Genomic DNA, 21,533 nt, shown 5'->3' on the forward strand with positions numbered 1-21,533 from the left:
GCAACGCGTAGCGGCCCCGGTCAGCGTCGCACGTCAAGCGTCAGGCATCACGCATCACGCATTACGCATTACGCTTCGGCACGCACCTCGCCGTCCGCGCGCACGGCGCCCGGCGGCTTGCCCACCACGCGCTTGAACGCGCGGCTGAACGCGGCGAGCGAGCCGTAGCCGAGCCGGTACGCGACGGCCTCGATCGTTTCGTGGTCGCGCGTGATCCATTGCGCGGCGAGCCGCATCCGCAGTTCGGTCAGGTAGCGCACCGGCGTCATCCCGGTGGCCGCGAGAAAGCGTTCGGCGAACACCGAGCGTGACACGCCGGCTTCGGTCGCGAGTTCCGCCACGCTCCAGTTGCGGCCCGGGTCGCGGTGCAGCGCGACGATCGCGCGGCCGAGCTTCGGCTCGCGCAGCGCCTGCACCCAGCCGGTCGCATCGCCGCATCCGCACTCGACCCAGCCGCGCACGATGAAGGCCGCGACCACATCCGCGAGCCGCGCGAGGATGCCCGCGAAGCCCGCACGCGCCGAGCACGCCTCGCGCTCCATCGCATCGAGCATCGGGCGGATTTCCGGGTAGCGCGCGAGCAGCGTGCCGACGTGCATGAACTCGGGCATCGTGCCGACGAGCGGCTGCATGCCGCCGAGATCGAGCTCCATGCACGCGCTGAAGATCAGCGCATCGCCGGCGCCCGGCTCGGTCGTCGCGCAACGGGCGGGCGACACGCCGGCCGGCGCCACCGACGCCACCGTATCGCAGATCTTCGCGGCCTCGAAGCCGTTGATCTCGCGGCACGGCGCATCGGGATCGGACACCAGCGCGTGCATGCCGCCACGCGGCAGCAGGATCGCGTCGCCGGCCTCGAGCCGCATCGTGTCGCCCGACGCGTCGCGCAGCAGCACGGGCCCGCGCCCGACGAAATGGAACTGCGCGCGGCCCGTCACGTGGCCGAAGTTCAGCCCGAACGGCCGCGCGACCTGGATGCGACGGTACTGGACGCCGCTCAGGCGCATCCCCAGCAACAGCTCGCTGACGAGGTCGTGCACGTCGGGGATGGGCGGAAGCAGGGGCTCGGACATATCGAGATTCGGACGATCGATCAACAAGAACGGATTGTATGTCATAGACCGTCCTGACGTGGTTCCTTACGATACGCCCTCATCAGTACTTTCCCTAGCCAACACGGAACCACGCATGAATCCCGGAATCTCCACGGCCGCCTCGACGGCGGCCCCCCGCGAACCGGCCTGGGGTGCGGTATTCGCGATGACGCTCGGCGTCTTCGGGCTCGTCACGGCCGAATTCCTGCCCGCGAGCCTGCTGACGCCGATGGCCGACAGCCTCGGCGTGACCGAAGGCGTGGCCGGGCAGGCCGTCACCGCCACCGCGACGGTCGCGCTGGTCACCAGCCTGCTGATCTCCGCGCTGACGCGCACGATCGACCGGCGGCGCGTGCTGCTCGCGTTCTCGGTGCTGCTCGTCGCATCGAACCTGGCGGTTGCGTTCGCGCCCAACCTGACGACGCTGCTGATCGGCCGCGTCGTGCTCGGCATCGCGCTCGGCGGCTTCTGGACGATGGCGACGGCCACCGCGATGCGGCTCGTGCCGACGGCGATGGTGCCGCGTGCACTGTCGATCATCTTCAGCGGCGTGGCGGTCGCGACGATCGCGTCCGCGCCGATGGGCAGCTACTTCGGTCACCTGATCGGCTGGCGCAACGTGTTCCTGATCGCGGCCGTGCTCGGCGGCGTTGCGTTCGTGTCGCAGGTCATCACGCTGCCGTCGATGCCGCCGAGCGGCACGACACGGCTGCGCACGCTGATCGACGTGCTGCGTCGGCCGACCGTCGGCCTCGGGATGTTCGCGACGATCCTCGTGTTCACCGGGCATTTCGCGTTCTTCACGTACCTGCGGCCGTTCCTCGAACAGGTTGCGGGCGTCGGCGTGAACGGGCTGTCGGCGATCCTGCTCGGCTACGGCATCGCGAACTTCGTCGGTACGTCGCTCGCCGGCCGCGTGCTCGAACACCGGTTGCGGCCGATGCTGATCGGGATGCCCGCGCTGATGGTCGTGCTCGGCGTCGCGCTCGTCGCGCTCGGCCGCGCGCCGATGATCGACGCGGTGCTCGTCGCGTTGTGGGGGATGGCGTTCGGCGGCGTGCCCGTCGCCTGGTCGACGTGGGTCACGCGCACCGTGCCCGACGAGGCCGAGAGTGCGGGCGGGCTGATCGTCGCGGCGATCCAGCTGGCGATCGCGACGGGCGCGGCAGCCGGCGGTGTCGTATTCGACGCGAACGGTGCGGCCGGCGTGTTCGTTGCCGCGGCCGTCGTGCTGGCCGTCGCGGTTGCGACGATCGTGACCGGCGTGCCGAAGCGGGTCGGCGTGGCGGTGTCCTGACCGGCCGCCGGGCCCGTGCTTCGCGCGCGGGCCCGGCGGCGCTCGTCCGTCAGGCGGCGCCGGCGTCCGCGATGCGGTCGAGTTCCGCGAGCGCGTCTTCCGGCAGATCGAGGTCGGCCGCCGCGAGATTCTCGCGCAGATGCGCGACCGACGACGTGCCGGGAATCAGCAGCAGGTTCGGCGCGCGGCGCAGCAGCCACGCCAGCGCGACTTGCATCGACGTCGCGCCGACGCGCGCCGCCACGCCGGACAGCGTCGACGACTGCAGCGGCGAGAAGCCGCCGAGCGGAAAGTACGGCACGTAGGCGATGCCGTCCCGGGCGAGCGCGTCGATCAGCGCATCGTCGTCGCGATGCGCGATGTTGTAGTGGTTCTGCACGCAGACGATGTCGCAGATCCGGCGCCCCTCCGCGACCTGCGCGGCCGTGACGTTGCTCAGGCCGACGTGGCGGACGAGCCCGCGCCGCTGCAGTTCGGCGAGTGTGCTCAGCGGCGCTTCGATCGATCCTTCGGCCGGCCCGTGCGGGTCGAACATGATGCGCAGGTTGACGACGTCGAGCACATCGAGCCCGAGGTTGCGCAGGTTGTCGTGCACGGCCCGTTCGAGCGCGTCAGGCTCGAACGCGGGCAGCCACGATGCGTCGTCGCCGCGCCGCGCGCCGATCTTGGTGACGATCACGAGATCGTCGCGATACGGATGCAATGCATCGCGGATCAGCCGGTTGGTGACGTGCGGGCCGTAGAAATCGCTGGTGTCGATATGGTCGACGCCGCACGCGACGGCTTCGCGCAATACGCGCAATGCCGCGTCGCGGTCCTTCGGCGGGCCGAACACGCCGGGCCCCGCGAGCTGCATCGCGCCGTAGCCGATCCGTTTGACGTGGCGATTGCCGAGCCGGAAGGCGGCGGTGTGTCGAGTGTCGGACATGACGGTGCTCCTGTTGATGAATGCGACCAGCATAGGCATTGGCCGCCCGCGCGATAAGCCGGCATAATCCGCACGGGTTGTACGAAAAGGCGAACAATGCAAGCCGATCTGGGCGATCTGAATGCGTTCTTGGCCGTGGCGCGCGCCAGCGGATTCCGTGAGGCCGCGCGCGTGACGGGTCTCAGCGCGTCGGGGCTGAGCGAGGCCGTGCGCCGGCTGGAAGCGCAGCTTGGCGTGCGGCTGCTGCATCGCACGACGCGCAGCGTCGTGCCGACCGAAGCCGGTGAGCGCCTGCTCGCGCGTCTTGGCCCCGCGTTGACCGAAGTGGCGGCGGCGCTCGACGGCATCGGCGAATTCCGGGACAGACCGGCCGGCACGCTGAAGCTCAACGTGCCGGTCAGCGCGGCGCGGCTCGTGCTGCCGGCAATCGTGCCGCGCTTTCTCGAGGCGTACCCTGACATCCGGCTGGAAGTGATCGCCGACGAAAATTTCGTCGACGTGCTGGCGGCCGGATGCGACGCGGGCATCCGTTACGACGAACGGCTCGAGCAGGACATGATCGCGGTGCCGATCGGCCCGCGCATCCAGCGGTTCGCGACCGCGGCCGCCCCCGGCTATCTCGACCGTCATGGCCGGCTGCGGCATCCGCGCGAACTGCTCGAGCATCGTTGCCTGCGGGGGCGGTTCGCGAGCGGCGCGATGCCGCCGTGGGAGTTCGAGCGCGACGGCGAGGTCGTGCGGATCCAGCCGGCCGCCGGGCCGCTGCTGGTGCAGATCGGCGGCGCGACCGACCTGGTCGTCGACGCGGCGATCGCCGGCACGGGCATCGTGCATCTCTTCGAGGACTGGTTGCGACCGCATTTCGACAGCGGGGCGCTCGAACGCGTGCTCGAACCGTGGTGGCGGCCGTTTTCGGGCCCCTTCCTCTATTACCCCGGGCGCCGTCTCGTGCCGCCGGCACTGCGCGCATTCATCGATTTCATCAAGGCCTCCTGAGCGTTGCTTGCTTGCGGGCGGGCAGGCGACGCGGCGGCCCGCCGCTCAGCGCACCGGCGCGTGCGCGTCGAGCAGTTGCCGGTGGCGCGCCTCGGTCGCGTCGTCGGCGGGGAACATGCACTCCATGCGCAGCTCCTGCGCGGCGGCGCTTTGCGGCGTCCCCACCGTCGTGACCAGCGAGAAGTAACGCAGCACGACGCCTTCGTGCACGAAGTCGATCGGGATCACCGGCAGCCCGGGAGCGGCGGCCGGCGCCGGCGGCGTGTTCCAGTCGCGCGGGGCATCGGGGCTGGCGAGCAGGTCGTCGAGCAGTCGCCGCGTGTCGTCGTCGATCACGCGTCCCACCGATTCGCGATGCACGCGCTGCAGCAGGCTGCGCGACACCGTCTCCCAGTCGACCACGAACGGCCGCATGCCGTGCGGATCGAACATCAGGCGCAGCAGGTTGCGCGGGCCGTCGCGCGCGGCCATCTCGATGAAGCAGCCGAAAAAGCGCGGTGCCGCGTCGTTGGTCATCAGCACGTTCCAGTGGCGGTCCATCACGATCGCCGGAAACGGATCGTGCTGGCGCACGACCCGTTCGAGCGCGCGGATCACGCCGTTCATCTCCTGCGCGTCCCACGGCGCTTCCGAATACACCGGCGCATAGCCGGCCGCGAGCAGCAGCGCGTTGCGCTCGCGCAGCGGCACGTCCAGGGTCTGCGCGAGCGTCAGCAGCGTGTCGCGGCCCGGCACGCTGCGCCCGCTCTCGATGAAGCTGATCTGGCGCTGCGAGATGCCCGCGTCGAGCGATAGAGCGAGCTGGCTTACGCCGCGCACGTCGCGCCAGTAGCGCAGCAGCTGGCCCAGTTCGCGCGGCGGCGCGTGCGGCTCGCGGCGGCTGGCGTTCATCGTGCCTCCCAGGGCGTTCCGTAAGCGACGCGATCGACTATATCGGACTCACGCGGCGTTCGCATGCCACGCGAACGCGTCGAACGGCGCTTCGATCGTGGGCCGCGTCACGCTGCCGACGTAGTTCGTGATCGTCGATGCGGCGACCACCGCGATCACTTCCAGCAACTGTTCGTCGCTGAAGCTCGCGTCGAGGAACGCCTGCCGGTCGGCATCGGCCAGGCGGCCGCGGGTGTCGATCAGCTTGCGGGCCGTGGCCGACAGCGCGGCCAGTTTCGCGTCGCCCGGCAGGTCGCCGCGGCGGATCGCGTCGACGTCGGCGCGGGTTACCCCCTGTTTCAGCGCAAGCGCGGTATGGAAGGCGACCGGCCATTCGCTCGCGTTCGTGACCGCGTTGGTGAGCAGGAGCGTCTGGATCTGCGGCTCGGTGAGGCTGCTGGCGTGCACGTGCTCGAACAGGCCGATGAAGCCGTTGATCAGCACCGGCGACGCGGCCATGGCCGCCGCGATATTCGGGACGATGCCGAAGGTTTGCTGGAGCTGCCGGAGGACGGCCTTGGATGCGGCCGGTGCCGAGTCGATGGTGTGAAGCGGATAGGCGGACATGACGTCTCCGGGATGGTGAGCGCCGCCGGAATGGCGGCGCGACACCCGAAGCGTAGGAGCGGCCGTGTCGCGCGCCAATTACATGCGATGTCATCATTCGATGCGCGCGAGGCCGTCCGCTCCCCGAAGCGGCTAGCCGCCTTGCCTGACCATCTCCGCCAGCGTCTTCATCGCCTGCAGGTACGGATACGGCCCGTGGCTGATGCGGGCCACGCCGTATTCCGCGAATTCGGCGAGCGTCGGCGTCTCCGTGACGCGCATCACGTTCACCGGTAGCGGCGAGGCGGCCGTCAGCGCGCGGATGAGCGCCGGCGAGCGCAGCCCCGGTACGAACAGGCCATCGGCGCCGGCCGCGGCATACGCGCGTGCGCGGGCCAGCGTGGCGTCGAGCAGGCGCTCGTCGTGCGTGTCGGCCGGCGCCTTGAAGAACACGTCGGTACGCGCGTTGATGAAGTAGTCGGCGCCCGCGCGATCCGCGGCCTGCCGGGCTGCCGCGAGACGGGCCGCCGCTGCATCGACGTCACGCAATTCGCCCGTCGCCGGGAAGCTGTCCTCGAGATTGCAGCCGATCGCGCCGGCTTGGATGCTGAGCGCGATCGTCTCGGCCACATCCTCCGGCCGCTCGCCGTACCCGCTTTCGAGATCGACGGTGACGGGCAGGTCGGTCGCGCGCGCGATCCGCTCGAGCACTTCCATCATCAGCGCGCGCGGCATCTGCTCGCCGTCGACGAAACCGTTGGCCGCCGCAACCGACCAGCTGCCGGTTGCCAGCGCGACGGCACCCGCGTCGGCCGCCGTGCGCGCGCTGCCGGCGTCCCACACGTTGAACAGCGCCAGCGGCTGGCCTGCGCGGTGAAGCGAACGGAAATACGCGCCCTTCTCATTGCTGCTCATGCTTGTGTCTCCTTGTGGAAAACGGGGTCGGTCGTCGTGCCGAACGATACTGCCACCGTATCGAGCGCCGCGAGAAAATCGCGCGCGTCGAACAGCTCGCCGAGACTGCGCACGCCGCCCGACACCGCGGTATTGCCCGCGATCAGGCGCACGGCTGCCTCGACGATGATCGGTGCGCTGACCGCGTAGATGTCCTGCCCGGACGCCGTCGCGCGGTGCGTCGCGCCGCCTTGCACGACGATCGCGTCCATCGCGAACCGCTGCGCCGAGCGTCCCAGCGCGTCGGTCGGCTCGGGCGGCGGCGTGGCGGCATCGCGCACGTCGCGCAGCGCAAGGGTCGCGAGCCACGATTCGATCGTATCGATACGCAGGTGACGCGATAGTGTCATCACTTCGGAAAACGGCAGCAATGTCACGTCGACGCGGCCGATCGGTGGCGGGAACGGCCATGCGCGTTCGAGTGCGGTCGACGGCACCGGCGTCGGCTTGCCGTCCTTCTGCACGAGTCGCACCGCGCGATTGCGTTCGCCCGTCACGCGCGTGCCGCGCGTCGGGTGCCAGCGGTCGAGCCCGGTCGCGATATCGACGCGCTCGATCGGCTGGTGCTGGTCCACGACGGCCGTGACGAGCAGGTCGGCCAGGCCGCCGTAGAACGCCGCGGCCGGCACGATGGTCACGCCGGCGGCGCGCGCCCGCGCATCGCAGTGTTCGGCAAGCGCCAGCACCGACGGCTGCTCGGCCGTCAGGTCGAGATAGGGGAGGCCGGCCCGCAGCGCGGCATCGGCCAGCGGCAGCGCGGTATCGAGGTACGGGCCCGCGCAGTTGATCACCGCATCCGCGTCGCGTAATGCGGCGTCGAGCGCGGCCGGATCGTCGATCGCGGCGACGCGCGCGAGCGTCGCGTCGCCGCCGTCTTCCGCGAGCCGCGCGGCATCGCGCCCGATGCGAATCGCGCGCAGGCCGCGCCGCGCCAGCTCGGCGACGACAAACCGCCCGGTGTGACCCGTGGCGCCATAGACTGCAACCGTCATTCGATCATCCATGATCAACTCCGATACAGAACGGTCTGTTTTATAGTACAGACTTGTAGCGTCGTCAAGCCCGCGGTGCTATGATCGGATCACTGTTGCGGGAGTGGGCGGCCAGCCAGGCCGGTTCGGGATGAAAAGGGACACAGGCACACCAGGGAACGCGCCCGATACGCGCGAACGCATTCTGCGAACGGCCAGCGAGCTGTTCTACCGGGAGGGGACGCGCGCGGTCGGCGTGGACCTGATCGTCGCGCAGGCAGGCGTGGCGAAGACGAGCCTCTATCGTCACTTCGCGACGAAGGACGACCTGATCGAAGCGTTCCTGCTGCGTGAAGATGCCGACTTCTGGGCGCATTGGGATGCGGTGGCCGCGCGGTACCGGCGCACGCCGCGCGAGGAACTGGATGCGCAACTGCAATGGATCGGCGAACGCATTGCGCGCCCCGGCTATCGTGGCTGTCCGCAGATCAACATTGCCGCCGAATACGCGGACGGCAACCATCCGGCCCGCAAGGTGGCCGTCGCGCACAAGCAGGAGCTGCGGCGCCGGCTGACCGAGCTGGCGGGGGCGATCGGCGTCGACGAACCGGACACTTTCGCATTGCGGCTCGCAACCGTCATCGACGGTGCGCTGAGCAGCGGGCAGGCGCTGCATGCGCACGGGCCCGTGGCCTTCCTGCAGGCATTCGCGCAACTGCTGTTGCCGAAGAAGGGCCGCAAGTAAGCGCCGCCGCCGCCGCGAACCGCGCGCCGGTTCAGTCGCGCGCCGGGTCGGCCGCCAGCGCGCGCAACTGGCCGCGCAACTGATCGACTTCCCCCGGTGCGAACGGCCGTTCGATCTCGGCATGCGTCTGCTGCCACAGCGGAAACGCTTCGGCCAGCAGGTGCTGGCCGGCCGGCGTCAGTTCGAGCAGGCGGCTGCGCCCGTCGTCCGGATCCTGGAGGATCGTGACCAGGCCGCGCCGCTCGAGCGGCTTGAGCGCGGCCGTGAGCGTGGTGCGGTCCATCGCGAGCAGCGACGCGACCGATTTCATCGGCGCCGGCTGCGGCCGGTTCAGCGACATCAGCAGCGAAAACTGGCCGTTGGTGAGATCCAGCGGGCGCAGCGCATCGTCGAAGATCCGCGCAAGATTGCGCGCCGCGCGCTGCATGTGCAGGCACAGGCAGCAATCGCGCACCATCAGCGTCGTTTCGAAAGGGAGCTTTTCTTTTCGTGCCATGTTGCAATTGTGTTGATATCAACCTATCTTGTCAAGGTCGAGGCGCGGCAGCCCGTCGCGTCCGTCACCGGAGGAGGCAGCATGAGTGCTCAACAGCAGTTGTATCTCGCGGTGTTTCTTGGAGGCAAGGAGAGTCCGGCCATGAAGGCCTGGATGGCGCTGCCGGAAGAGGCGCGGCGCACGCGCGAGCGTGACGGCATCGCCGCATGGCACGCATGGGTCGACCGGCATCGCGACGCGATCGTCGAGATGGGCGGGCCGCTCGGCAAGACGAAGACCATCGATGCGGCCGGCGTCAAGGACACGGCGAACGCGATGAGCGGCTTTACCGTCGTGCGGGCCGCGTCGCACGACGCGGCGGCCGCGCTGTTCGAAGGCCATCCGCATTTCACGCTGTTCCCGGGCGTGGCGATCGACGTGATGCCGGTGCTGGCGATTCCCGGCGCGTGAACGACGCGCGAGGCCAGGCGTCGTGTATCGGCGATGCGCGGTGGCCGGCATGCGGACGTTTTCCCGACATTCTGGATGGAGACTGGCGATGAAGCTTTACGGATTTGCCGGCACCCGCTCGCAACGCGCGCTGTGGGGGCTGAAGGAACTGGATGCCGATTTCGAGTTCATCTCGGTGAACCTGCTTCAGGGCGAGCACAAGCGGCCCGAGTTCCTGCGCCTCAATCCGGCCGGCAAGGTGCCCGTGCTGGTGGACGGCGATCTCGTGATTCCCGAATCGGCCGCGATCGTGCTGTATCTCGCGGACAAGTACCCGGAGAAGGCGCTGCTGCCGGCCGATCCGGCGCGGCGGGCCGAGGCTTACCGGTGGGTCATGTTCGCGGTGACGGAGCTCGAGCAGCCGCTGTGGCGGATCACGCGGCACTCGTTCATCTATCCGCCGGAGAAGCGCTCGCCGGCCGACATCGAGCTGGCGCGCGAGGATTTCAAGACGATGGCCGCGATTCTCGACAAGCATCTCGAAGGGCGCGAGTTCATCGTCGGCGATACGTTGACGGTTGCCGATTGCGTGACGGCTTACCTGATCGACTGGGCCGGCGAGTGCAACCTGATCGAATCGTTTCCGAATTTGCGGGCGTATCTCGAACGGCTGTACGCGCGGCCGAAGGCGCCGCAGCGGATCGCGGACGCGCGCAAGGCGGCGTGACGCGCGGTGGTCGGTCGTGCGCTGCACCGGCATGGCCGATCTCTACGTTTGCGCAGTCGGTGAGCGGCGGTCTCGCCGCGTTCATGGGGTGCGCGTCGTCGCTAACGTGGCGCTCGCAGGCGCTCACGAAACGTCGTCAGGCCCACCAAGCGCGCAACACAGCATCGACAGGTCGCTGAACGTGAGGTGCGGCGTCGCGGCCTGCTGTTTAGCGCGCTCCGCTTCCGGATGCGTATCGCGAACTACCCACGCCGCCTGAAGCCCCGCATTCAATGCACCGACGATATCGAGGTGGTAGTCGTCCCCGACATGCAGCAATTCCGCCGGACGCACGTCGAGCGCCTCTGCCGCCGCATGAAATATCCCGGGCTCCGGCTTCGCGACGCCGAACGCCTGCGCGCTGAGCGTCGCGCGGAAGAATTCGCCGCCGCCGGTCAGCCGGAGATCCGCGTTGCCGTTGGTCACCGCGATCATCGGAAACCGCGCGCTCAACCACGCGAGCGCCGGCAACGCATCCTCATAGAATTCGACCCGGTTGCGCGCGGCATAGAAGGCTGCGTACGCACAGTCGGTGAGCGCGACATCTTCGTTCGCACGCTCCAGCGCAAGCCGGATCGAACCGATTCTCATCGCGCGGAAGTCGCCGGCGAGATCGGGGCACAATCGTTCGTATTCCTCACGCAAGTCGCTTAGCGCCTGCTGCGTGGGCAGCACGCTTTCGGTACCGGGCGCGTGCTCGATCAACCACGTGCGAAGCTCCCGTTCGGCCCGTATGACGGACGGCCCGAACGGCCACAGGGTATCGTCCAGGTCGAACGAGAGGGCGGATACTTTGGCGAGACGCATGACGGTTGAAAAAGGTCGTTTACCAGGGCCACGGAATAGAACGTCCGGTGCCGTTTTCGAGGGCCTGCCGATACAGGAAGCGTGCGACGGTCAGGTCCTGAAGCGCAAGCCCGGTCATGTCGAAGACGGTGATCTCGTGCGGCGCGCGGTTGACCGTCGCGGTTCCGGCGAGGATGTCACCGATTTCAGTGCCTGGCAAATCCGGCGCCCACTGGCATTCGCCAATGCTGCGTGCCTGGGCTTGATCGTCCACGATGACACGCGCGCGTTCCAGTACGCCTGCCGGAAGCTCACGCTTGCCTGCGGTATCGGCGCCCACGCAGGTCAGGTGGGTGCCCGGCTGAACCGCATCCGCATCGAACAGCGGGCCGCCGCCAGGCGTTGCCGTGATGACCACGTCGCTGTCGGCCACCGCGTCGTGCCGGTCGCGAGCCACGCCGATCGTGCATCGTTCCCGGAAGGTCGATTCGAATACGGGATCGGGCTCGCCGCTGACGTTCACGTACCGCACCGTGCACCGTTGCGGCAACAGCGCGAGTGCGTAGTCGAGCTGGACGCGCGCCTGCACGCCGGTGCCGAACACGCAGATTCGCGTGCTGTCGCGACGTGCGAGCAGTTGCAGCCCGAGGCCGCCGGCGGCACCGGTTCGCGCGGTGGTGATCGCATTGCCGTCCATGATGCACAGCGGGCGGCCGGTGGCCGGGTCGAACAGCGCGACGGTGGCCTGATGCGGTTCGCTGCCGAGCGCCCGGTTACCGGGCCAGAATCCGGCCGCCTTGAAACCGAGCAGATCCTGATTCGCGACATCGCCCGACTTGATGCCGAACACGCCGCCGGTGTGCAGTTTCTCGCGGACCACCGGGAACACGCGCCCGGCCCGTTGACTGTGCAGCACGAAGGCTTCGCGAACCGCCGCCGTCACTTGCGCGGCCTGGAGGGCGGGTTCGACCGTATCGCGGTCGAGGAGCAGGAGTCGGGCGTCTGTCGGCATGTTCAGGCAAGCGCTTTCGGCGCAAGGTGAATCGGGATCATATAAATTTTGTCCAGATTTGGATAAATAATCAATGAATCGACGTGGCGGCGTAGGCGCACGGTTTGGCTCACCACCCGTAGAAGCGCGGCCACGTCTGCGCGCCGCCGTCGTTGCCGATCGCCTGATACTCGGGATGTTGCGCACCGGTGGCACACGCGTGATTCGGCAGAATGCGCAGGCGGGTGCCGATCGGGAACCGTTGCGCGATGTCGGCGTCGGGTGAGCCCGCGCACGACACGATCCCGTGCTCCTGGTTCGCGGCGCTCATCACGTAGTCGCCGAGCACGTCGCCGTGTTCGGTGCAGACCTGCCCGTAGCCGAAATCGCGCGCCTGGCGCTGCGTGCCGCGGTCGCGGCTCATCGCCATCCAGCCCGCGTCGACGATTGCCCAGCCTTTCTCTTCCTGGTGCCCGATGACGGTGGTCAGCACCGACAGCGCGATGTCGGACAGACCGCACACGCCGATGTTGTGCATCACGAGATCGAACATCACGTACACGCCGGCGCGCACCTCGGTCACGCCTTCGAGGTGTTTCGCCGCGAGGGCAGTGGGTGTCGAACCGATGCTCACGACCGGGCAGGGCAGCCCGGCGGCCCGGAGGCGCTCCGCTGCCAGCACGGTGCGGCTGCGCTCCTGCTCGGCGATCGCCGCCAGCGCTTCGGGCGTGTCGTATTCGTAGCTGGAGCCCGCGTGCGCGAGCACCCCGCCGAGCACCATCCCGCCGTCGACCAGCGCGCGGCCCACGTCGATCAGCAGGTCGGCGTCGGGCGGAATCCCCGAGCGGTGGCCGTCGACGTCGATCTCGATCCATACGTCGAAGCGCTCGCCATGCGCGCGCCCGAACTCGGCGATCGCGTGCGCGGCCGGCAGGCTGTCGGCGACCAGCATCAGGTCGCAACCCTGCCGGCGCAGCGCGAGCGCCTGGCCCAGCTTCGCCGGCACCATGCCGACTGCGTAGACGATGTCGCGGATACCGTGCGCGAAAAACTGTTCGGCTTCCTTGAGCGTCGAAACGGTGATGCCCTGCGCGCCGGCCGCGAGCTGGGCATCGACGACGTGCGCGCATTTGGTGGTCTTGACGTGCGGCCGGAACCTGACGCCGAGCGCGTCCAGATGCGCCTGCATGCGGCCGATGTTGCGACGCATGCGGCCGACGTCGATCAGGGCGGCCGGGGTATTGAGGGTTTGAAGGTCCACGATGCGTTGCCTCTGAGGGTTGCCGATGCGAACACTGTAGAGGCGTCGACGGGCGTCGTGTTTAACGCACGGCTAATCCGGCATTAAATGCGGTTTAATCGACCGGATCGCGCGGGCCGGGGCGCGCCTCATGCGTCGCCGCGCCATGGCGGCGGGCTCAGGAACCGCGTCGCGGCTTCGAGAAACACCCGTTGCCGCGCGGAACGGCCGGTGCGCGATGGCAGCAGCGCCGTCACCGGCGCGGGCGGCAGCCGCCAGTCGGGCAGTAACCGCACGAGCTTGCCGTTCGCCAGCAGCGGCGCGACGTCCCACTCGGAGCGCTCGACGATCCCGAGCCCGGCGAGCGCCCATTCCGTGATGACGGTGCCGTCGTTGGACGACAGCGCGCCGCTGACGCGGATCACGGTAGACCGTCGCGGCTCGTCCTTGGCGTTGCCGCCTGGCGAGAAGCGCCATCGCGGGATGTCCTCGTCGTTCTCGCGCAGGCACAGGCAGTCGTAGCGGGCCAGGTCGGACGGATGGTTCAGTTGCTTGATGCGACGTGCATAGGCCGGGCTCGCGCACAGAAAGCGCTCGTTGGGTGCGAGCGGATACCCGATCCACGACGACGACTTGAGGCTGCCGACATGGACGACCACGTCGGCGCCCGACGCACTGGTCAACGGGCTCTCCGACAGGTGGAGCGATATTTCCAGCTTCGGATGCGCGCGTTGCACGTCGCGCACGATCCGCGCGACGTATTTTCTGCCGAAGCCGAGCGGGGCGACCACGCGCAGCGTGCCCTGGACGTCGCCGTGGTCGCCCGCAATGCTGACCGGCAGCGCCTCCACGCGTTCGAGAATGTCGACGGCCTCCTGGTACAGCCGCTGCCCTTCGTCGGTCAACGCGATCCCTTTCGGCTGCCGCACGGCGAGCCGTGCGTTCAATCGCGTTTCCATCCGCTGCAGGCGAATCGTGACCGCGGGCGGCGTGAGATCGAGCAGCCGTGCGGCCGAGGCCAGCGAGCGCGACGTGCCGATCGCGCGTACGAGTCGAAGGTCGTCGAGGTCGAGCATTTCATGTCTCTTAATGCTGGCGTTGCCGAGCATTAAACCGCACATCACGCCGCGAATCCATCGACGCGGCTGCGGATCGCGGCAAATGCGTGCGATGACACGACCGTATGCGAGCCCGTGTCGGGCCCGACAGGTCGGCCTTTGTCACACGACGAAAGCGCCGCGCATCGCGTCACACCCGGCTGCACGCATTCCCGTCAAGCGTTCAGCCCGAAAATCAACGACCGGTGCGCACCGACTCCCGCCGCCACGCCCGACGCCGACGCGAACGTCGCGTTGGTCATCAGGCTCGATGCGTCGCCGGCGGCAAACACGCCGGCGACGCTCGTCTGCTGCCACGCGTCGACGCGAATCGCGATGCCGAGCGGCCCTTCGTCGAATGCGCAACCGAGCTGCTGTGCGAGATCGCTTGCCATTACCGTGCGCGCGCCGACGAACAGCGCATCGATCGGCACGACCTGCCCGTCGGCGAGCCGCAATGCTTCGATACGCGGCACATCGCCGACGATTGCCACGACCGGTGAGCGCTCGATACGCACGCCGCGCGCGGCGAGCAGCGCGGCCTCTTCGTCGGTCGCTTCGGCCCGGCCCTGCGTGAACCACGTCGTCGGGCCCCAGTCCGGAAGCAGGATCGCCTGATGCATGGACAGCGGATGCGTGGCGAGCACGCCGAGCCGCTGGCCGCTCACCTCGTACCCATGGCAATACGGGCAATGCAGCACGCTGACGCCCCAGCGCTCGGCGAGCCCCGGCAGCGCAGGCAGTTCGTCGCGGATGCCGGTCGCGAGGATCAACCGGTCGGCGCTCGCACGGCGGCCGTCGGCCAGCGTCACGTGGAAGCGGCCGTGCGCATCGCGCTCGGCGCTGCGCGCGTCGCCTGCGATCCGCTGGACGGTCGGATACGCGGCGAGTTGCGCCGCGGCTTCGTCGACGATCCGCGCGGGCGGCTTGCCGTCCTGCCCGAGAAAGCCGTGCGCATGCGCGGCAAAGCGGTTGCGCGGCCGGCCGGCGTCGACCACGAGTACACGGCGGCGCGCCCGCGCAAGCTGCATCGCGGCCGACAGCCCCGCAAAGCTGCCGCCGATCACGATCACTTCATGAGGGTCATGCATGCACCCGCTCCTTTCCTGAACCTGCGTGAATGACGAACGTGCGCCGATGGCGGCCAACTCATGGAACGCGAGAAGTTGCATGATAGGGCGATGGTATCATTCACGCAACTTCAAAAGTTTCGAGAGAGGGGAGCACCGCCCGTGAGAACCGACAGTCGCTTGTCGCGCATGCTGCATGCGCTGATCCACCTGGACCAGGCCGACGGCCCGATGACGTCCGAAGCGATCGCGACGATGCTGTGCACGAACCCGGTCGTCGTGCGGCGCCTGCTCGGCGGCTTGCGCGAGCGTGGCTACGTGCAGTCGGAGAAGGGGCATGGCGGCGGGTGGGCGCTGAGTGTCGCGCTCGACGACATCACGCTGCTCGACGTCTATCGCGCGGTGGGCGAGCCGCCGCTGTTCTCCGACCTCGTGACCGACGACGAGGCCGGATGCCGGGTCGAGCAGGCCGTCAATGCGCACCTGTCGGCCACGCTGAAGGAGGCCGAGACGACGTTGCTCGCACGCTTCGGCGAAGTCACGCTCGGCATGCTGTCGCGCGAATTCGAAGCGAAGGCGGCCCGGCGGCGCAGGCCGCGCTGACGCGCCGCAGCATGGCGGCCGGGTGCGGCCGACCTGCGATCGGGCACGACCGAAACCACCGTGCCGCGATGTTCTGTCCCCCAACTTCTGCCCGGTTCGCCCGCCACAGGGCAAAATACGGGTTTTCCGCACCCGCGAGGGCGCGACCGAATCACGCGCCGGGCGGCGGCAGTGCGCAATCCGCACGCCGCCGCCGGGCGCCCAGGCAAGATCGCTCGCCATGTCGCGAGTCTAAAGGAGTCCAGACCCCATGCCCGAATCCAACCTGTCCTTCTTCGGCCGGCTGTCGCTTGCCGTCGGCACGTTCTTCTCCGTGCTTGGCAACCGCGAGTTCGCGGCCGGCGTGCTGCGCGTGCGCGATGGCGCCCCGGCGCCGGTCGCGCCGGCACCCGCTGCCGCGCCGGCACCGGCGCCTGCCGCCGCGCCCGTGAAGGCGCCGGCGCCCGAGCTGCGCGAAGCGAGCCCGCAGGCCGCGCTGCAACTGCTCGGCCTGCTGCAGCGCGATGCGCGCTTCATCGACTTCGTCGAGGAAGACATCGCCGGCTACGCGGACGCCGACATCGGCGCGGCCGCGCGCCTCGTGCACGATGGCTGCCGTGCCGCGCTGCGCGAACACTTCACGATCGTGCCGGTGCGCGACGAAGCCGAAGGCAGCCGCGTGACGCTGCCGGCCGGCTTTGACGCAACGGCCGTGCGCGTGACGGGCAACGTGGTCGGTTCCGCGCCGTTCACGGGCACGGTCAGCCATCGCGGCTGGCGCGTGGCCGACGTGCGCCTGCCGAAGCTGACGGGCAGCCACGACGCGTCCGTGATCGCACCGGCGGAGGTGGAACTGTGAGCGATCCGCGCTATTCGATCGGTATCGATCTCGGTACGACCCACTGCGCGCTGTCGTACGTCGACAGCGCCGCGAGCGACGGCGAAACCATCACGCAGCAGGTGCTGCCGATTGCGCAGCTCACCGCGCCCGGCGCGCTGGAATCGCGCGACCTGCTGCCGTCGTTCCTCTACCTGCCGCATGAAAGCGAACTCACGCAGGGCGACCTGACGCTGCCGTGGACGGCCTCGCGCGGCTTCGCGGTCGGCGAGATGGCGCGCACCCGCGGCGCCGGCACGCCGATCCGCCTCGTGTCGAGCGCGAAGAGCTGGCTGTGCCACCCGGGCGTCGACCGCCGCGCGGCGATCCTGCCGAGCGATGCGCCGCCGGAGGTGTCGCGCGTGTCGCCGCTGGAAAGCTCGATCCGCTACCTGACACACCTGCGCGAAGCGTGGGACCACGCGCATCCCGACGCGCCGTTCGCCGACCAGGACGTGACGGTCACGATCCCCGCGTCGTTCGACCCGGCCGCACGCGAACTGACGGCCGAGGCCGCACGCGCCGCCGGCTACTCGCGGATGACGCTGCTCGAGGAGCCGCAGGCCGCGCTCTACAGCTGGATCCAGAAGAGCCAGGGTGGCTGGCGCAAGCAGGTGCAGGTCGGCGACCTGATCCTGTGCGTCGACGTCGGCGGCGGCACGACCGACCTGTCGCTGATCGCGGTGGTCGAGCGCGAAGGCAATCTCGAGCTGCATCGCGTGGCGGTCGGCGAGCACATCCTGCTCGGCGGCGACAACATGGACCTCGCGCTTGCGCACGTGGTGGCGCGCAAGCTCGCGCAGCAGGGCACGCAGGCCGACCCGTGGCAACTGCGCGCGCTCACGTATGCGTGCCGTTCCGCGAAGGAAACGCTGCTGTCCGACCCGACGGCCGACGCAGTGCCGCTCGTCGTGCCGAGCCGCGGCTCGAAGCTGATCGGCGGGTCGATCCGCACGGAGCTCACGCGCGCGGAACTCACGCAGACGATCCTCGAAGGCTTCTTCCCGCAGGTGGACGCAGCCGCGCGCCCGGTGAGCCGCGCGCGCGTCGGCCTGACGCAGCTCGGCCTGCCGTATGCGCAGGACGCGGGCATCACGCGCCATCTCGCGGCGTTCCTCGGCCGCCAGGTTGCAGCACTCGACTCGCTCGAAGGCGTGCAGCGCACGCTGCCGCAGGGCGCGACGTTCCTGCATCCGACGGCCGTGCTGTTCAACGGCGGCGTGTTCAAGTCGACGCTGCTCACGCAGCGCGTGCTCGATACGCTCAACAGCTGGCTCGCCGCCGAGGGCGCGCCGCCCGCGCGCCTGCTCGAAGGCGCGGATCTCGACCTCGCGGTCGCGCGTGGCGCTGCGTACTACGGCTACGTGAAGCGCGGCCGTGGCGTGCGCATTCGCGGCGGCACGGCGCGCGCGTACTACGTCGCGATCGAATCGGCGATGCCCGCGGTGCCGGGGCTCGAACCGCCGGTGCAGGCGCTGTGCGTCGCGCCGTTCGGGATGGAGGAGGGCTCGGACGCGGCGCTGCCGCCGCAGGAGTTCGGCCTCGTCGTCGGCGAACCGGTGCAGTTCCGCTTCTTCGGCTCGTCGGTGCGCCGCCAGGACCAGGTCGGCACGCTGCTCGACTACTGGTCGGCCGAAGAGTTGCAGGAACTGGAAGAAATCCAGGCGACGCTGCCCGCCGAAGGGCGCACCGTCGGTGAGGTCGTGCCGGTGAAGCTGCATGCGCGCGTGACCGAAGCCGGCACGCTCGAACTCGAGGCGATCCCGAGCGGCACGAGCGAGCGCTGGAAGGTCGAGTTCGACGTGCGCGGCGCCGCCTGAGCGCGATGAAGCGTTATACGGTCGGGATCGACCTCGGCACGAGCAATACGGTCGTCGCATACGTCGAGGCCGGTTCCGACGCGATTCGCGTGTTCGACGTCGAGCAACTGGTCGGCCCCGGCGCGGTGGCCGCGCAGCCGCTGCTGCCGTCGGTGCGCTATCACCCGGCGGCCGGCGAGCTCGCGGCGGACGCGTTGAGGTTGCCGTGGCAGGCGGCCGGCACACGCGACGCGGCCACCCGTTCGGGCGGCGGCCGTGACGGCGGGGCAGCCGGTCGTGACAGCGGCGCGGGCGACGCGCTGCCGGCCGTGATCGGCCGCTACGCGCGCACGCTCGGCGCGCAGGTGCCGGGCCGGCTCGTCACGAGCGCGAAGAGCTGGCTGTCGCACGCGTCGGTCGACCGGCTCGCGGCGATCCTGCCGTGGGGCGCGGCCGACGGCGTCGACAAGGTGTCGCCGGTCGATGCGAGCGCCAGTTATCTCGCGCACGTGCGCGACGCGTGGGACGCCCGTTTCCCCGATGCGCCGCTTGCGAAGCAGGACGTGATCCTGACGGTGCCCGCGTCGTTCGATGACGGCGCGCGCGCACTGACGGTCGAGGCCGCACGGCGCGCGAAGCTGCCTGCGCTGCGGCTGCTGGAAGAGCCGCAGGCCGCGTTCTACGACTGGCTGTACGGCCAGCGCGACACGCTGCGCGACACGTTCGCCGCCGCGCGGCGCGTGCTGATCTGCGACGTCGGCGGCGGCACGACCGATCTCACGCTCGTCGATGTCGCGCCGGGCGACGACGGCGAGCCGACGTTCACGCGCGTCGGCGTCGGCAACCATCTGATGCTCGGCGGCGACAACATGGACCTCGCGCTCGCGCGCCTGGTCGAGTCGCGGCTGACCGAGCCCGGCACGCGGCTGTCCGCCGCGAGCCTGTCGCAGCTCGTCGAGCGTTGCCGCGCCGCGAAGGAGCGGCTGCTCGGCGACGATGCACCCGAATCCGTCAACGTCACGCTGCTCGGCGCGGGCAGCAAGCTCGTCGGCGGCGCGCGTTCGGCCGAGCTGACGCGGCAGGAAGTCGAGCAGGTCGTCGTCGAAGGGTTTTTCCCGCAGGTCGAGGCCGGCGAGTTGCCGCGCCGTGCGCGCGCCGCGATCGTCGAATTCGGGCTGCCGTATGCGAGCGATGCGGCCGTCACGCGGCACGTCGCCGCGTTCCTGAGCCGTCATGCCGAAGGCCCGCTGCCCGACACGCTGCTGCTCAACGGCGGCGTGTTCCGCGCGGGCGCGCTCGCCGGCCGTCTCGCGCAGACGCTCGGCGCGTGGCGCGGCACGCCGCTCGACGTGCTGCACAACGCGCATCCGGATGTGGCGGTCGCGCGCGGCGCGGTGGCCTACGGGCTCGCGCGCGCCGGGCATGCGCCGCGCATCGGCGGCGGTTCCGCGCGCAGCTATTTCCTCGTGCTCGACGACGGTGCCGAAGGCGTGGCCGCGCGTGGCGTTTGCCTGCTGCCGCGCGGCGCGGAGGAGGGTCACGAGATCCGGCTCGACGATCGCACGTTCGCGCTGCAACTCGGGCAGCCGGTGCGTTTCCACCTCGTGTCGACGGTGGCCGACACCGCGTACCGGCCCGGTGATCTCGTCGAGCTCGACGGCGGCGATTTCGTGCGGCTGCCGCCGATCGCGACGGTCGTCGAGCGGCGGGCGGGCAGCGATGCGCGCGAAACGCCGGTGAAGCTCACCGCGTCGCTGACCGAGGTCGGCACGCTCGAAATGCACTGCATCGCGACCGACGATGCGTCGCGCCGCTGGCGGCTCGAATTCCAGTTGCGCGGCGACGCGCCCACGCGGGGCGACGACGCTGCGCTCGCGCGGCATCCGCGTCTCGACCAGGCGATCGAATTGATCGAGCGCTCGTTTGGCAGCAAGGCCGCCGGTGTCACGCCGAAAGACACGCGCCGGCTGCGCGCGCAGCTCGAACAGGTGCTCGGCGCGCGCGAGGAGTGGGACGTTGCGCTCGCGCGCGAACTGTTCGATGCGTTGCTGGCGCGGGCGCGACGGCGCCGGCGCTCGGCCGATCATGAACGGGCATGGCTGAACCTCGCCGGCTATTGCCTGCGTCCGGGGTTCGGGCATCCGCTCGATGCGTGGCGCATCGAGCAGCTGTGGCCGCTGTTCGACGACGGGATTCAGTATGTGACCGACGCCCAGGTGTGGTCCGAGTGGTGGACGTTGTGGCGGCGCGTGGCCGGCGGTCTCGACGACGATGCGCAGACGCAGGTGCGCGACGCCATCGCGTTCCTCGAGCCGACCGACGACAAGCGGCGCAAGCTGCCGTTCGATCCGGGCAAGGTCGGGCCGGCCGACATGACGCGGCTGTCCGCGTCGCTCGAGCGGCTGCCCGTCGAGCGCAAGGTCGAGCTGGCCGAGCGGCTGATCGCGCAATTGCAGAAGCCGGCCGATCGCGCGCTGTGCGCGTGGGCGCTCGGGCGCATCGGCGCGCGGCGGCCGTTCTATGGCAGCGCGCACAGTGTCGTGCCGGCGGAAGTCGCCAAAGGCTGGCTCGATGCGCTGTTCGCGCTCGACTGGAAACAGGTCGAACCGGCCGCGTTCGCGGCCGCGCAGATCGCACGGATGACCGGCGACCGTTCGCGCGACCTGCCGGACGAGACGCGCGACGCGGTGATCAAGCGTCTGTCGGCCGCGAATGCGTCGGCGGCGTGGATCGACATGGTGCGCGAGGCGATTGCGTTCGACGAAGCCGACACGGTGCGCGTGTTCGGCGAAACGCTGCCGGCCGGGTTGAAGCTGCTGGTCGGGTGAGCGGCGCGGCGGGCTCCGGTATCGTTCGGATGCCGGAGCATTCCGCGGCGTTGCCGATGCGGGCCGACGCTCGCCGATTCAATGCCCTTCGAACCAAAAACGGCTGCCGTT

At 69.7% G+C, this 21,533-nt stretch carries 21 protein-coding genes; 9 read left to right on the plus strand and 12 right to left on the minus strand.

Annotated elements, in window-relative coordinates; genetic code table 11:
• Positions 1-68 precede the first annotated feature (68 nt).
• Positions 69-1,118 carry an AraC family transcriptional regulator gene (locus tag LGN17_RS33880; RefSeq protein ID WP_226201197.1) on the minus strand — a complete coding sequence of 350 codons (1,050 nt, stop codon included), beginning with the start codon at positions 1,116-1,118 and terminating at the stop codon, positions 69-71.
• A 70-nt stretch (positions 1,119-1,188) separates the two neighbouring features.
• Here LGN17_RS33880 and LGN17_RS33885 point away from each other — a divergent pair, with 70 nt between their 5' ends.
• Positions 1,189-2,391: an MFS transporter gene (locus LGN17_RS33885; RefSeq protein ID WP_175965677.1), complete on the plus strand. Its 1,203-nt coding sequence runs from the start codon at positions 1,189-1,191 to the stop codon at positions 2,389-2,391.
• A gap of 49 nt (positions 2,392-2,440) precedes the next feature.
• Here LGN17_RS33885 and LGN17_RS33890 read toward each other — a convergent pair whose 3' ends face one another.
• Positions 2,441-3,319: an aldo/keto reductase family oxidoreductase gene (locus LGN17_RS33890; RefSeq protein ID WP_226201198.1), complete on the minus strand. Its 879-nt coding sequence runs from the start codon at positions 3,317-3,319 to the stop codon at positions 2,441-2,443.
• Positions 3,320-3,415: 96 nt separating this feature from the next.
• Between LGN17_RS33890 and LGN17_RS33895 the strand changes: the two genes are divergently transcribed.
• Positions 3,416-4,315, plus strand: a complete 900-nt coding sequence (locus LGN17_RS33895) for a LysR family transcriptional regulator (protein ID WP_226201199.1) — start codon at positions 3,416-3,418, stop codon at positions 4,313-4,315.
• Between the two features lie 45 nt (positions 4,316-4,360).
• Here LGN17_RS33895 and LGN17_RS33900 read toward each other — a convergent pair whose 3' ends face one another.
• The 4 genes from LGN17_RS33900 to LGN17_RS33915 form a co-directional block, all read right to left on the minus strand.
• The gene (locus tag LGN17_RS33900; RefSeq protein WP_226201200.1) at positions 4,361-5,206 is read right to left on the minus strand and encodes a helix-turn-helix domain-containing protein; all 846 of its coding nucleotides are present in this window, start codon (positions 5,204-5,206) and stop codon (positions 4,361-4,363) included.
• A gap of 48 nt (positions 5,207-5,254) precedes the next feature.
• Positions 5,255-5,812: a carboxymuconolactone decarboxylase family protein gene (locus LGN17_RS33905; RefSeq protein WP_226201201.1), complete on the minus strand. Its 558-nt coding sequence runs from the start codon at positions 5,810-5,812 to the stop codon at positions 5,255-5,257.
• A gap of 132 nt (positions 5,813-5,944) precedes the next feature.
• Entirely contained in the window at positions 5,945-6,706 is a 762-nt protein-coding gene (locus LGN17_RS33910; RefSeq protein WP_226201202.1) for an isocitrate lyase/PEP mutase family protein, read from the minus strand.
• Positions 6,703-7,749, minus strand: a complete 1,047-nt coding sequence (locus LGN17_RS33915) for a saccharopine dehydrogenase family protein (RefSeq protein ID WP_226201203.1) — start codon at positions 7,747-7,749, stop codon at positions 6,703-6,705. The genes LGN17_RS33910 and LGN17_RS33915 overlap by 4 nt, the downstream gene beginning before the upstream one ends.
• 118 nt (positions 7,750-7,867) lie before the next feature.
• Between LGN17_RS33915 and LGN17_RS33920 the strand changes: the two genes are divergently transcribed.
• Complete coding sequence (locus LGN17_RS33920) at positions 7,868-8,461, plus strand: TetR/AcrR family transcriptional regulator (protein WP_226201204.1); 594 nt, start codon at positions 7,868-7,870, stop codon at positions 8,459-8,461.
• A gap of 31 nt (positions 8,462-8,492) precedes the next feature.
• On the opposite strand, the gene LGN17_RS33925 is transcribed toward LGN17_RS33920, so the two are convergent.
• Positions 8,493-8,957, minus strand: coding sequence for a MarR family winged helix-turn-helix transcriptional regulator (locus LGN17_RS33925; protein WP_175954303.1), 465 nt, complete (start codon positions 8,955-8,957; stop codon positions 8,493-8,495).
• An 81-nt stretch (positions 8,958-9,038) separates the two neighbouring features.
• Here LGN17_RS33925 and LGN17_RS33930 point away from each other — a divergent pair, with 81 nt between their 5' ends.
• Positions 9,039-9,407 (plus strand): hypothetical protein, encoded by a 369-nt coding sequence (locus LGN17_RS33930; protein WP_175954301.1) that lies wholly within the window; start codon positions 9,039-9,041, stop codon positions 9,405-9,407.
• Between the two features lie 88 nt (positions 9,408-9,495).
• Positions 9,496-10,113 carry a glutathione S-transferase family protein gene (locus tag LGN17_RS33935; protein ID WP_226201205.1) on the plus strand — a complete coding sequence of 206 codons (618 nt, stop codon included), beginning with the start codon at positions 9,496-9,498 and terminating at the stop codon, positions 10,111-10,113.
• A gap of 123 nt (positions 10,114-10,236) precedes the next feature.
• Here LGN17_RS33935 and LGN17_RS33940 read toward each other — a convergent pair whose 3' ends face one another.
• The 5 genes from LGN17_RS33940 to LGN17_RS33960 all read right to left on the minus strand — a co-directional run bounded on the left by LGN17_RS33940 (position 10,237) and on the right by LGN17_RS33960 (position 15,357).
• On the minus strand, positions 10,237-10,959 hold the full coding sequence (locus LGN17_RS33940) for an HAD family hydrolase (protein WP_226201206.1): 723 nt from the start codon (positions 10,957-10,959) through the stop codon (positions 10,237-10,239).
• Between the two features lie 19 nt (positions 10,960-10,978).
• Positions 10,979-11,950, minus strand: coding sequence for an ornithine cyclodeaminase family protein (locus LGN17_RS33945; protein ID WP_226201207.1), 972 nt, complete (start codon positions 11,948-11,950; stop codon positions 10,979-10,981).
• 109 nt (positions 11,951-12,059) lie between these two features.
• A complete protein-coding gene (locus LGN17_RS33950) occupies positions 12,060-13,190 on the minus strand; it encodes a DSD1 family PLP-dependent enzyme (protein ID WP_226201208.1) in 1,131 nt (376 codons plus the stop codon).
• A 128-nt stretch (positions 13,191-13,318) separates the two neighbouring features.
• A complete protein-coding gene (locus LGN17_RS33955; RefSeq protein WP_175954282.1) occupies positions 13,319-14,245 on the minus strand; it encodes a LysR family transcriptional regulator in 927 nt (308 codons plus the stop codon).
• 197 nt (positions 14,246-14,442) lie between these two features.
• On the minus strand, positions 14,443-15,357 hold the full coding sequence (locus LGN17_RS33960) for an NAD(P)/FAD-dependent oxidoreductase (RefSeq protein WP_226201209.1): 915 nt from the start codon (positions 15,355-15,357) through the stop codon (positions 14,443-14,445).
• Positions 15,358-15,498: 141 nt separating this feature from the next.
• Between LGN17_RS33960 and LGN17_RS33965 the strand changes: the two genes are divergently transcribed.
• From LGN17_RS33965 to LGN17_RS33980, 4 genes are all read left to right on the plus strand, one after another.
• Positions 15,499-15,939 (plus strand): Rrf2 family transcriptional regulator, encoded by a 441-nt coding sequence (locus LGN17_RS33965; RefSeq protein WP_226201210.1) that lies wholly within the window; start codon positions 15,499-15,501, stop codon positions 15,937-15,939.
• Positions 15,940-16,189: 250 nt separating this feature from the next.
• Positions 16,190-16,777 (plus strand): DUF2760 domain-containing protein, encoded by a 588-nt coding sequence (locus LGN17_RS33970; RefSeq protein WP_226201211.1) that lies wholly within the window; start codon positions 16,190-16,192, stop codon positions 16,775-16,777.
• Positions 16,774-18,615 (plus strand): Hsp70 family protein, encoded by a 1,842-nt coding sequence (locus tag LGN17_RS33975; protein WP_226201212.1) that lies wholly within the window; start codon positions 16,774-16,776, stop codon positions 18,613-18,615. The genes LGN17_RS33970 and LGN17_RS33975 overlap by 4 nt, the downstream gene beginning before the upstream one ends.
• Before the next feature lie 5 nt (positions 18,616-18,620).
• Entirely contained in the window at positions 18,621-21,422 is a 2,802-nt protein-coding gene (locus LGN17_RS33980; RefSeq protein ID WP_226201213.1) for an Hsp70 family protein, read from the plus strand.
• The last annotated feature ends 111 nt before the right edge of the window (positions 21,423-21,533 follow it).

Source organism: Burkholderia sp. AU30280, assembly GCF_020420125.1.
Lineage (GTDB): Bacteria > Pseudomonadota > Gammaproteobacteria > Burkholderiales > Burkholderiaceae > Burkholderia.

Bases quoted from the DNA above. Each gene is read 5' to 3' on its own strand.
- LGN17_RS33930 (WP_175954301.1), top strand. From the start codon at position 9,039: ATGAGTGCTCAACAGCAGTTGTATCTCGCGGTGTTTCTTGGAGGCAAG.
- LGN17_RS33915 (WP_226201203.1), bottom strand. From the start codon at position 7,749: ATGGATGATCGAATGACGGTTGCAGTCTATGGCGCCACGGGTCACACC.
- LGN17_RS33920 (WP_226201204.1), top strand. From the start codon at position 7,868: ATGAAAAGGGACACAGGCACACCAGGGAACGCGCCCGATACGCGCGAA.
- LGN17_RS33890 (WP_226201198.1), bottom strand. From the start codon at position 3,319: ATGTCCGACACTCGACACACCGCCGCCTTCCGGCTCGGCAATCGCCAC.
- LGN17_RS33980 (WP_226201213.1), top strand. From the start codon at position 18,621: ATGAAGCGTTATACGGTCGGGATCGACCTCGGCACGAGCAATACGGTC.
- LGN17_RS33940 (WP_226201206.1), bottom strand. From the start codon at position 10,959: ATGCGTCTCGCCAAAGTATCCGCCCTCTCGTTCGACCTGGACGATACC.
- LGN17_RS33895 (WP_226201199.1), top strand. From the start codon at position 3,416: ATGCAAGCCGATCTGGGCGATCTGAATGCGTTCTTGGCCGTGGCGCGC.
- LGN17_RS33905 (WP_226201201.1), bottom strand. From the start codon at position 5,812: ATGTCCGCCTATCCGCTTCACACCATCGACTCGGCACCGGCCGCATCC.
- LGN17_RS33925 (WP_175954303.1), bottom strand. From the start codon at position 8,957: ATGGCACGAAAAGAAAAGCTCCCTTTCGAAACGACGCTGATGGTGCGC.
- LGN17_RS33900 (WP_226201200.1), bottom strand. From the start codon at position 5,206: ATGAACGCCAGCCGCCGCGAGCCGCACGCGCCGCCGCGCGAACTGGGC.
- LGN17_RS33910 (WP_226201202.1), bottom strand. From the start codon at position 6,706: ATGAGCAGCAATGAGAAGGGCGCGTATTTCCGTTCGCTTCACCGCGCA.
- LGN17_RS33945 (WP_226201207.1), bottom strand. From the start codon at position 11,950: ATGCCGACAGACGCCCGACTCCTGCTCCTCGACCGCGATACGGTCGAA.
- LGN17_RS33935 (WP_226201205.1), top strand. From the start codon at position 9,496: ATGAAGCTTTACGGATTTGCCGGCACCCGCTCGCAACGCGCGCTGTGG.
- LGN17_RS33880 (WP_226201197.1), bottom strand. From the start codon at position 1,118: ATGACATACAATCCGTTCTTGTTGATCGATCGTCCGAATCTCGATATG.
- LGN17_RS33970 (WP_226201211.1), top strand. From the start codon at position 16,190: ATGCCCGAATCCAACCTGTCCTTCTTCGGCCGGCTGTCGCTTGCCGTC.
- LGN17_RS33955 (WP_175954282.1), bottom strand. From the start codon at position 14,245: ATGCTCGACCTCGACGACCTTCGACTCGTACGCGCGATCGGCACGTCG.
- LGN17_RS33885 (WP_175965677.1), top strand. From the start codon at position 1,189: ATGAATCCCGGAATCTCCACGGCCGCCTCGACGGCGGCCCCCCGCGAA.
- LGN17_RS33960 (WP_226201209.1), bottom strand. From the start codon at position 15,357: ATGCATGACCCTCATGAAGTGATCGTGATCGGCGGCAGCTTTGCGGGG.